This window comes from Paenibacillus sp. FSL K6-1318 (assembly GCF_037976905.1).
GTDB lineage: Bacteria > Bacillota > Bacilli > Paenibacillales > Paenibacillaceae > Paenibacillus > Paenibacillus amylolyticus_A.
Genome location: NZ_CP150270.1, coordinates 3,901,844 through 3,912,711 on the forward strand (window position 1 = coordinate 3,901,844; position 10,868 = coordinate 3,912,711).

At 45.7% G+C, this 10,868-nt stretch carries 13 protein-coding genes and 1 riboswitch; of the genes, 2 read left to right on the forward strand and 11 right to left on the reverse strand.

Going from position 1 to position 10,868, the window contains the following annotated elements; genetic code table 11:
• The first annotated feature begins 91 nt into the window (after positions 1–91).
• Both NYE45_RS17075 and NYE45_RS17080 read left to right on the forward strand, forming a co-directional pair.
• Complete coding sequence (locus tag NYE45_RS17075; protein WP_340013332.1) at positions 92–733, forward strand: thiamine diphosphokinase; 642 nt, start codon at positions 92–94, stop codon at positions 731–733.
• Between the two features lie 295 nt (positions 734–1,028).
• Positions 1,029–1,529, forward strand: a complete 501-nt coding sequence (locus NYE45_RS17080; protein ID WP_062834880.1) for a C40 family peptidase — start codon at positions 1,029–1,031, stop codon at positions 1,527–1,529.
• A gap of 109 nt (positions 1,530–1,638) precedes the next feature.
• On the opposite strand, the gene NYE45_RS17085 is transcribed toward NYE45_RS17080, so the two are convergent.
• The 11 genes from NYE45_RS17085 to NYE45_RS17135 all read right to left on the reverse strand — a co-directional run bounded on the left by NYE45_RS17085 (position 1,639) and on the right by NYE45_RS17135 (position 10,843).
• Positions 1,639–2,343: a response regulator transcription factor gene (locus NYE45_RS17085; protein ID WP_340013334.1), complete on the reverse strand. Its 705-nt coding sequence runs from the start codon at positions 2,341–2,343 to the stop codon at positions 1,639–1,641.
• A 118-nt stretch (positions 2,344–2,461) separates the two neighbouring features.
• Entirely contained in the window at positions 2,462–3,514 is a 1,053-nt protein-coding gene (locus tag NYE45_RS17090) for a ThiF family adenylyltransferase (RefSeq protein WP_340013335.1), read from the reverse strand.
• Complete coding sequence (locus NYE45_RS17095; RefSeq protein WP_340017392.1) at positions 3,511–4,278, reverse strand: thiazole synthase; 768 nt, start codon at positions 4,276–4,278, stop codon at positions 3,511–3,513. Before NYE45_RS17095 ends, NYE45_RS17090 begins: the two co-directional genes overlap by 4 nt.
• Before the next feature lie 2 nt (positions 4,279–4,280).
• Positions 4,281–4,484: a sulfur carrier protein ThiS gene (gene thiS / locus NYE45_RS17100; protein WP_062834883.1), complete on the reverse strand. Its 204-nt coding sequence runs from the start codon at positions 4,482–4,484 to the stop codon at positions 4,281–4,283.
• Positions 4,481–5,647: a glycine oxidase ThiO gene (gene thiO / locus NYE45_RS17105; RefSeq protein WP_340013336.1), complete on the reverse strand. Its 1,167-nt coding sequence runs from the start codon at positions 5,645–5,647 to the stop codon at positions 4,481–4,483. Before thiO ends, thiS begins: the two co-directional genes overlap by 4 nt.
• 17 nt (positions 5,648–5,664) lie before the next feature.
• Entirely contained in the window at positions 5,665–6,327 is a 663-nt protein-coding gene (locus tag NYE45_RS17110) for a thiamine phosphate synthase (protein ID WP_340013338.1), read from the reverse strand.
• Positions 6,328–6,551: 224 nt separating this feature from the next.
• Positions 6,552–6,661: riboswitch (TPP riboswitch) on the reverse strand.
• 75 nt (positions 6,662–6,736) lie between these two features.
• Complete coding sequence (locus NYE45_RS17115; protein ID WP_062834886.1) at positions 6,737–8,287, reverse strand: ABC-F family ATP-binding cassette domain-containing protein; 1,551 nt, start codon at positions 8,285–8,287, stop codon at positions 6,737–6,739.
• A 137-nt stretch (positions 8,288–8,424) separates the two neighbouring features.
• Positions 8,425–9,408, reverse strand: coding sequence for a hypothetical protein (locus NYE45_RS17120; protein ID WP_340013341.1), 984 nt, complete (start codon positions 9,406–9,408; stop codon positions 8,425–8,427).
• A complete protein-coding gene (locus tag NYE45_RS17125; RefSeq protein ID WP_340013343.1) occupies positions 9,395–9,946 on the reverse strand; it encodes a hypothetical protein in 552 nt (183 codons plus the stop codon). Before NYE45_RS17125 ends, NYE45_RS17120 begins: the two co-directional genes overlap by 14 nt.
• Complete coding sequence (locus NYE45_RS17130) at positions 9,943–10,341, reverse strand: hypothetical protein (protein ID WP_340013344.1); 399 nt, start codon at positions 10,339–10,341, stop codon at positions 9,943–9,945. Before NYE45_RS17130 ends, NYE45_RS17125 begins: the two co-directional genes overlap by 4 nt.
• A gap of 16 nt (positions 10,342–10,357) precedes the next feature.
• Entirely contained in the window at positions 10,358–10,843 is a 486-nt protein-coding gene (locus NYE45_RS17135) for a hypothetical protein (RefSeq protein ID WP_062834890.1), read from the reverse strand.
• Between the last annotated feature and the right edge of the window lie 25 nt (positions 10,844–10,868).

Here is a 10,868-nt window from a genome sequence, read left to right on the forward strand (position 1 = left end):
CTCCCCATTGTATCCGCGAGCACCGAAATTGTGCAACCACATTTTGTGGATTATACTGGTTTGGTGAAAGAATTAGGAAGGATGAAATAAAATGACGGTGAAACGGATTGTTATTTTTACAGGCGGAAATCTATCTGCGGAGTTACTTCAGGAAATACGAGAGGATGACATGATCATCGCAGCCGATCGCGGTGCATTATTTTTGATCGAACATGGCATTCAGCCTCATATTGCAGTCGGAGATTTTGATTCTATTACTGAAGAGGAACTTACGATTGTTAGCAACAATAGCATTCAGTTTATTTCATGCGACCCTGTTCATAAGGATCTTACAGATACGGAAATGGCTTTTGAGACAGCGCTGGATCACGAACCTTCTCACATCCTGATGTTGGGTGCTACAGGTACACGGATGGATCACACACTCGCTAATGTACATATTATGGTTCGCGCGATGCAGCATCATATTTCCTGTGTAATTCAGGACAAGCATAACTATATGACATTGACAACATCCAAAGCTGTGGTTGAGCACCGGGACTATAAATATGTTTCTCTACTCCCTTTGACTCATGAAGTTACAGGAATAACTCTCGATGGTTTCATGTATCCGTTGGATCAAGCCACTATTCGCATGGGACAATCTTTGGGTGTGAGCAACCAGCTCTTGGGCACTTCCGGTACAGTCACCATTGATAGTGGTCTACTACTGATTATTCAGAGTAAAGATTGAATCATCCGCATGTTTTAATCTTATTTATTACGTTTTTGTAACCAGTGATTTCGCTAAGAAAATAGGTTCATGCATAACAAAGACCCTTGCTGATCAAGGGTCTTTTCTATTTCATCTTTGTTTATCATTCGTCAATGATTAATTTTTTGACATTTTTAATTATATTTTAATAAACATACCCAAACCACTGTGGCGCAAGGGATCACACGTACCTATCCAATTTCTAGGCTGTTACAAAGCTGTTATACTCGCTCTAGCAACTTAACGAAAACGAATTTTGGAGGTACTAACTAATATGAAAACAAACATCTTTGTCCAAAAGGCCGTAACCGTCGGGTTGTGCGCTACACTAGGTTTTGGAGCTGTACTAATGACTAACGCACCTGTTGCACAGGCAGCAACTGCATCTGTGTCCACAGGCCAACAGATTGTTAACTATGGTAAACAATTTACTGGAACTCCATATAAATTTGGTGCTTCAACATCAACTACCAAAGTTTTTGACTGCTCTTCTTTTATGAAATATATTTTCAAAAAGTATGGTGTAGACTTGCCGCGCACTTCCGTGAAACAATCCAAAGAAGGCAAAGCTGTGTCCAAAGCTAATCTGCGTGTAGGTGATCTGGTATTCTTCTCCAGCGGTAGCCGTTCTACTGGCTCCAACATCACTCATGTAGGCGTGTACGCAGGGAACGGAAAGATTCTGCATACGTATGGATCTCCAGGCGTAACCCTTTCGGATCTGAATTCCGGTACTTGGGAAAGAACGTATATTAAAGCTCGTCGTGTACTTTAGAGTTATATATTATTGAATAAGTAAAGGCCGGACGATATGTTCCGGTCTTTTTATTTACCCTCTTTTCGCCACAGTCTAAACTGGAGTTTCATGGAATTTGGTGATACATCTAATTTTTATCATGAAGCATGTAACCGATCCCACGCACCGTATGAATCAGTTTCACACTTCTTCCCTTGTCCACCTTAACCCTCAGATGTTTGATATACACGTCCACGACGTTGGTATCCATGGCATGCTCATATCCCCATACTTCCCGCAAAATATCACTCCGCGTACATGCTTCATTCACATGCAGGGCCAGGAATTCCAGTAACTCGTACTCTTTAGGCGTTAATGTCAGGTATTCACCCGCACGATTTACCCGCCTTGAACGCAAGTTCACTTTAAGATCATGGACTACAATAACTTCTTCACCCTCCGGTGTTGCATTCGCGAAAACACGCAATAAATTTCGTATTCTAGCCAGCATCACGTTCAAGTGAATAGGTTCCTCCATTACGTCATTAGCTCCGTAATCCAGCCATTCCACGATGATTTGAGGAGATGCGTTCGACGTGATAACCAGTAGGGGTACAATCTGACCTTTATCTATCCATTGTTTCAACGCTGCCTTCTCCTCTTGATTTCGAAGCGCCTCCCCCTCATCCTGGTCTAGCAGGATGATCAGGTTGAAGTGTGATAACGAATTATCGACGGATTGCTTTAGTTTTGACCCTTCCTTTCGTTGCACCTCATACCCTTCGGCACACAATACGTCCTGAATAAGGCTGACCTGCTCTCCTGCTCCAATCAGCAAAATGACTGTTTTCACTGTTTTTCACCCGGCCTGTCTCTGTCCCGCTGCTCGCAGCAATGGTTGGTACAGTTAGCATGCCGTAAAATGAAAAAGTCCATTCCCTTCAGGGAACAGACTTTGCTTCTTCCTTGCTTCAGCCAAAGTAGCGGTGAACGAGCGTACGTGCTTCAGCTGTGTCTTTTGTTCCGTGTACAAGGACACGTCCATCCTGGAAAATGACCATTCTATGGGCCCCTGTTGTAAATGAAACCAGAAAAGGATTGGATTCCACTTTACCTTCTTGAAGTCTATCCAGGCGATCCGCCGTATGTTGAAGATCCAGATTCATTCGTCGTGCAGGTCGGATCTGAACCGTATCCCTGCCACACAACACATCGGTTTTCTCCAGGTTGGACGCAGAAAGATATGGATACGTTGCCGAATCGCTGCAGGAAGGACAGTCTTGCTTTTTCGCACCATCCACATTAATGGATATGTATTCGTTCCTCCACACGTCAAATGACAACAACTTGCGTCTCAATGCCTTCGCATTGCCGCTAAGCAACTTCATCGCCTCAGCTGTCTGATTCGCCGTTACCATCTGTACCGCTTGAGGTATGATGCCAGATGTATCACAGGTATCTCCCCCCAGAGGGACTTCACCCAGCAAACAATTTAAACAGGGCGTATCTCCAGGCATAAACGTATAGGTAATGCCATAACTGCCCACACATCCACCATAAATCCAGGGAATATGGTACTTCTGTGCCATATCATTAATGAGTAGCCGGGTATCAAAATTATCCGTTGCATCCATAATCAAGTCTGCATGCTGAACGAGTTCTTCCAATTCATCTACTCTGACATCCAATACTTTCCCTTCCACATGAACCGTGGAATTAATGGCAGATAAACGTTTCTCCGCCGCCATCGCCTTCGGCATCCGTTCGATTGCGTCCTGTTCTACATATAATTGCTGTCGCTGCAGGTTACTCCACTCCACATAATCACGATCAACGATCGTTATGTGCCCGACTCCTGAGCGAACTAACGTTTCTGCAATTCCTGTTCCCAGTGCGCCAGCACCAACGATTAAAACTCTGCTGCCCTTTAATCTGGCCTGGCCTTCCTTGCCCAGCGGCGCGTAGCGTTCCTGTCTGGAATACCGATCGGACTGCTCGGAAGATGTTGATTGTTGATCTATCATGTATGAATCATTCCTTCCACCGGACTGCTGGCTGCTGCATAACGCTTCACAGGAATCATGCCTGCCTCATATGCCAATCTACCTGCCTCTACCCCCATTCGCATCGCTTTAGCCATGCTCACCGGATCTCTTGATCCAGATACGGCTGTATTTAACAATACGCCATCTGCACCAAGTTCCATCGCATAAGCAGCATCTTTGGGGGAGCGCAACCCTGCGTCCACAATTACAGGTACAACGGCCTGCTCAATGATGATCTCAAGGTTATAGGGATTAATGATGCCTCTGCCAGCTCCGATGGGAGAAGCGCCAGGCATTACAGCATGTACGCCAAGCAGTTGCAGCCTTTTGGCCAGAATGACATCATCCGAAATATAAGGCAACACAGTGAAGCCCTTTTCAAGCAAAATTTCGCAAGCCTTGTACGTTTCAATCGGATCTGGGAGCAATGTAATTCCATCTCCGATGACTTCGACTTTTATCATATCACAAAGTCCCGAAGCCCGCGCAAGCTCGGCAATCCGCACCGCCTCTTCCGCAGTGGAAGCCCCAGCCGTATTCGGAAGAAGGGTGTATTGATCCAGATCCAACGTATCCAGGAAATGCTTCTGGTTACGTTCCTCCAAATTCAGACGACGAACAGCAAAAGTTAATACTTCCGTTTTAGATGTTTCTACAGCCTCACTTTGCACTTCCAGATCCGAAAACTTGCCTGTTCCGAGCAACAATCTGGACTCAAACGTATATTTCCCAATGTTCAACATCATCAACCGCCTCCTACAAAATGTACAATCTCGATTCGATCGCCTTCTCTTAATGCCGTCGTCTCATGATACTCACGCGTTAAGATATGCCTGTTCAGCTCGACAACTACAGTCTTGACTTGCAGGTCAAAAGATTGAAGCAGTTTGTCCACACGATTCAATCTGTCTTCTATCTCCATCCGTTGACCATTAACAATAATATTCACTGCACCACTCCCTTTCTGTTCAATCGCTCAGGGCTCAGCGCCTCAATTCCGAGCTCTTCTGAGCTTTTGCCCGCGAGCAATTCAGCGATTAGTCTGCCTGTTATCGCACTGAGCAAGATACCGTTACGGTAATGTCCAAAGGCGGTGAATAGCCCCGATATACTTTTGCAAGCGCCTATATAAGGCAGCCCATCCGGAGTTGTCGGCCTTACGCCTGCCCACGCTCGCAAAAATTGTGCCTCTTTCATCCCAGGCACCCAATGGGTAGCCGCTGTTAACAGCTTCTGAACACCCTGTACAGAAACATTCAGATCCGTTCTGCCTGGCAGACTGGTTGCCCCGAGCCAAACCTCTCCATTGGCTTTGGGAACAATATAGATGTCCTCTGCGTACACCGTCCTGTCAGGCCTGTACCCTGCATGTTCAGCTGAGAACTGAACGGCGGCTATTTCTCCTTTTACCGACCACACAGGCAAGCTCAGATTCATATGTCTCAACAATTCTTCGCTCTGTAATCCAGCAGCTATAACGACATGTCTGCATGTCATCTCACCGATCGATGTGGTGATTCCCTGCACCCCGTATTCATTTGCTTGCACACGTATATCCTGTATGCCCTCCATCACCCTCGCTCCCATTGCTTGAGCGGATTCAGCATATGCCTTTGTGAGATGGACTGGAAGAACCTCACTCTCGTAAGGCCTGTAGTAGGCTCCATACGTATCTCTGTTAAGCCACGATGCCTCCTGTTGCACAGCGTAATGATCCCACCACACCTCATCAGCAGACAACGTGGACTTCCGATTGTCCTTGTAACTACTTAATTCACTGTATGAACGAAAAGGAGTTAGGAATCCCTTGCGTTGCAATCCAACCTCTACCTTGCTGAGTGTAGCCATCAGCATCTGTTGCTCATGAAGTAACTGTCTGCTCTGCCTGGCAAGCTTAGCCATCAAAGGATGGGCAAAATCCTCACTGTCTGCCGCTAGCATTCCAGCCGCTGCGCAAGAAGTCCCTCCTGCAATCGCCGAACGCTCTACCAACAGTACATCCTGTCCACGGGAAGCAAGCTCATATGCGATGGAGCACCCAACGACGCCTCCACCTACAATAATCGTTTCTGCATGAATCTTATCCGGTCTATCAGTGACGATCTCATTCATCATCTCATCTCCTTGTTTCAGCGGCTCAGACTTTCTGTACCAACGATAGCCTGCCTTAAAGATGCAGCGGCCCGATCCGGTGAATCGCTCGCCCATACATTCGAGATCACGGCGGCTCCCCGTGCCCCTGCGGAGCGAATCGCGTGAATGTTCCCCGGTTCAATGCCCCCGATCGCAATGACAGGAATGGAGACACCCCTGCACACTTCAGCAAGAGCATTTAATCCTCTTGGTTCAAGATCCGGCTTACTGTTGGTTGCGTAGACATGCCCGAAGAAAAGGTAATCGACTCCCCGTTCTTCAGCGATTTTTGCCTCATCGATTGAATGAACAGATACACCCAGACGAAGTCGCTGCACATTGCTTATGCCATCATTGTTGTAGTTACGTATAGCCTCTTGCCCCCAATGGACACCGCCGTAGTTTTCATTCTGCGAGTTCAGCTCTGAACCATTGATGACGATCCGGCAAGAGGGAACTCCAACACCACACAGACTTTCAGCCCAACCGACCCTTTCTTGCCACGAGAGTTGTTTCTCCCGAATGTGGATGTAATCCACCCATGGCCAGATATCCTTCGCTGCTTTCACAAAAGATGCTTGATCTCCATCCCCCGTAGATACAACATGCAGCTCAAATGATCCGTGTACATGCTCATGAGAAATTGCCGTACTGTTCATCTCCTTCCATGCATGGAGTGTATTAAAACACAAAAAAGCCACTCCCGTAGGGGAGTGGCTGCGTATTAATTATTGGACCAGATGACTGACTGATGCATACAGTTCATTTCGTGCAAAACAGTTATGGAACTTGTAGCCATAACTTATACACGGAACTGCATGTTTCAATTCGCTAAGCAGACGATTGACATTCATTCGAATTCTCGTTTGCTCACGTCATTCACTGAATGCGCGCGCCACTTCCCTACGCTGGTATGATCCAGATCAGGTGCAAAGGGTCCGGAATCGCATTCTTCCATCTCAGCCGCATCGTGCGGCCCCCCTAGTGTTCATATGAAGTTGTAGCCTATGTTACCATAGACGGATTTTTTTGTCACCGTTCATTTCTGTTAAACGTTGCTTGAATTGTCTAGTTTTTCTCGGACCATTCTTCGACATTCCATGTTTTCGTGACCCAACCCTCGTAGAAATCAGGTTCATGAGATACAAGTAACACCGTTCCCTTGAATTCTTGCAAAGCACGTTGCAACTCAGCTTTGGCTGTGACATCCAGATGGTTTGTCGGCTCATCGAATAAAATCCAGTTGCTTTCACGCATCAAGAGCTTGCATAAACGAACCTTAGCTTGCTCTCCACCACTCAGCATGTTAAGCGGACGGGTAATATGCTCATTTTTCAGCCCACAGCGAGCAAGATGACCCCGGACTTCGTTCTGGGTCAAATGTGAAAATTCATTCCAGACATCCTCAATCGGCGTGATATTCCCAGCACGAACTTCCTGCTCAAAATAAGCCGTTTCGAGATAATCTCCCAAGAAAGTCTTTCCACTGAGTGGAGATATTTTTCCAAGGATGGTCTTCAGCAGTGTCGATTTACCCACACCATTACAACCTACGATGGCAATTTTCTCACCACGTTCAATTGTCATTGTCATCTTAGGCAGCAAAGGATACGTATATCCGATTTCGAAATCAATGCCTTCAAAGACCGTTTTGCTACTCGCGCGAGCATCCTTGAATTTGAATGTTGGTTTGGCCGCTTCATCCGGACGATCAATACGTTCAATCTTGTCCAATTGCTTCTCCCGGCTCTTCGCTCGACCTGAAGTTGAAGCACGCGCCTTGTTACGCTGAATGAAGTCTTCCTGCTTCTTGATGTACTCTTGCTGCTTCTCGTATGCATCAATATGCTGGGCTTTATTCATATCAGCCATCTCGAGGAACTTGTTATAGTTCGCTGCATATCGCGTTAATTTGGCAAATTCCAAATGATAAATGACATTTACGACTTCATTCATGAATTCCGTATCATGGGAGATTAGAAGAAACGCATGCGGATAGTCCTTCAGGTAACGTGACAGCCATTCAATGTGCTCTACATCCAGATAGTTGGTAGGCTCATCCAGCAAAAGGGCTGTAGGCTTCTCAAGTAGAAGCTTGGCAAGAAGCACCTTGGTACGTTGTCCACCACTTAGAGCTGCGACATCCCGATCAAGACCAATCGCAGACAAACCAAGACCATTAGCCATCTCTTCCACTTTTACGTCAATCAGATAAAAATCGCCCTGTTCCAGTTGTTCCTGAATATCGCCCATCTCTTCCAGCAACTGCTCCAGCTTATCTGGATCTGCATCTGCCATCTGGTCCGTAATATTCATCATTTCTTTTTCCAATTCAAGCAACGGAAGGAATGCATCCTTAAGCACGTCACGTATGGTTTTGCCTGGCGTAAGCTTCGTGTGCTGATCCAGATATCCATAACGGACCTTAGGTGTCCATTCCACTTTTCCACTGTCTTTAAGCAATTTACCGGTAAGGATGTTCATTAGTGTCGATTTACCTACACCATTGGCACCCACAAGTCCTACGCGCTCTCCGGCAAGTAAGCGAAACGATACATTTTTAAATAACGTGCGATCTCCAAAATTGTGACTCACGTTCTCTACTGACAATAAACTCATAAGATGAGGTTGCTCCTATCTATTAGACATTACTTTTATTATTGTTCCGAAACCCTATTCTAGCACAGGTCCCGTCTTTTCTGAAAGTAATGTAAACAGTTCAGGAACCTCTTCCATGATTTTGTATACAAGCTCCCCTAACGATTAGAGCAGTTATATTCGAAATAGCCTTGTGCAGCTGCTTCTCTTGCGTCTGTGAACACTTCTTCGGCACGGTAACCATTACCACATGTGGAGGGATAGTAGTACTTGATACCCGTTAAGGGATCTCCCCCACCTACGATGGCCGTTTTCTTCACAAGTCTGCCTCCACCAATTGCGTAGTTGTTGATCTTCTGGTCACCCACACCTATACCCTGGATAAAAGCCATAATCCCTGTATCATTAATGGAGTTGTACCAATCTTCATGTGCAATTAGGGGCATCGTAAATGTATAGGATATACCATTCTTTCTGGCAAACTCATTATGACGGTTAATCACATCAGCCAGATCATCCTGCACAGAGCTTACAATTCGGCTTCGTCTAACTTGCTCAAATACGTCGGTATTCTGAAGCAAAGGAATCTGAGAGCTAGATGCGAGTTCTTTTTGAAATCCCTCAATCCATTTCCCTGCGTTTGCATCGTAGGCATATACGTAGTCGTCCAATGTAAAGTTAATACTGCTACCATTTGAATCTGAATATGTATAAGGTTTCTTGGGGCTCCACACTTGCCTGAAAGAATCTTCACGGTTACCTGTCAACTCTGTTTCTGTGGACAACATATAATAGCCGTCATAATCCAGAATAACTACGGCAGGAATGTAATTAAACATGTTTCGAATAGCTACGGGGTCATCCTGAATCCCCATATTCAAAGCAAGCGTCTGAGTAAATGTAATCAAGGCAAGCTCCTTGTCCGCTTTGACAAACTTGGTTGAATCATAACCCGCTTCATCATTTTGTTTCTCATTCTGATGCATCACTGCACCTGCATCCATGACTGCGGTTTGAAGTACAGATCTGTATCGATGTCCAAGATAGTTAGCCTCTTCGGCATCTTGGGTATGGAGTGAGATGATCCAGAAGAGCGGAAAGAAGATCAGCACGAATACAATGGAAAGCTCAGTAATCTTCATTGAGAACCATACCTCCGTATGTGACAAATACCGCTGAAGCCTGAGCCGTACCACTCAACCATTCACGAATAAGCATGGAAGGTGTCCGATTTGTATTTTGGAGCGTCACGGTGAAAAAATCCCCTGTTGTCAACGTATATCTTCGACCAGGATCATCAGCCGGCATCACACCTGAGGATGGGAATAGTCTTTCTCGAATCTGAGCTGAATAATATCCATCCTGTACTACCTCGTAAGTCCCGGTAAAACTGTTATTGTCCATCGGGTCTGTATAGTTAGGTACATATTTCTTATGTAAATGTTCCATCGACAGCTCATACACATTGCCCGTCTGAGCCAGTTGCTCCTCAAACTCAGCCAACATTGGAGGTGAAATATATCCTTTCGTTCGGACTGCATCTACAAAACGTGTTACATTATGAGCAGCCGTCATACGTGCTATATCATCCTGCCGATCAGCTGTTTCAGCAGCTGGGTACACATAGAGCAGAAGGACTGCGAGCAATACGGCAAGCAGCTTGGATGCGGCATTAATCAATTCACACTGGCCTCCTTCCAAAAAACAATCTTGAGCAGTTCTCCAGTTTCATTTCGGATAAACTCAGGTCTGTAGGTAGCATCGAGCCGGACAGGAATCGTCGCTGTTTTGCTCACAAGTGGATCGATCACATACGAAGTTCCATCTACCTCCACAGGAATTCCTGTGCCTGTCATCAGCCTAACGGTATGAAATACTTCCGCACCACTATACTGATCCGGATTAGTGGTATGCAGTGTTGTTGTCAGCCGACCTTCCATACCTGCTGTTGTCTGTACTCGGTCGTTCAGAGCTACTGATAAAATCTTAACATTCTGTTGCCCGTACAGGCAGGCTGTCACAAACAGGACAACCGCCGTACAAAACAACATAAGATGCTGGGTATTCTGAGACATGTGAAACCAACTCCTGTCAGGATTGCTGGAAGATCAGCCCTCTTACCACGTTGGAACGGTCTTTTACAATAATGGCTTTGAATTTACCACTTGGATTGACATATTGATTGTCTTTTTCACTCATGGTCTGGTTAATAATCCCCACTTTATCGTCAGGTGCAATAACCGATCCGTAGTCCGCATTATTGAGATCCTGTGAAATGTTTAATTGGTTGCCGTACCATTGACCCGCTTTATTTTTACCTGTAATAACTTGAATACCGAACTGATCCTTGTCCGCATATTTACGCAGCGCATTCGTTACCTGTGATCCACTGATGGTTGTTCCGTCATATACCGTAAATGCAGCCTGGGACAACTCGGTCTGGATATCAGCAAAATTGTTCTGGGCCGTCTTGGTTGCCTCCTGAGCCGAAATAAATAACAGAACTACAATTGTGATCAGAGCGATCGTCAAGAATATCCCCGCTGCCACCTTTAAAGCGCTTGATGCATTGTTCATGATAAATCCTCCCAAGTTATAATTG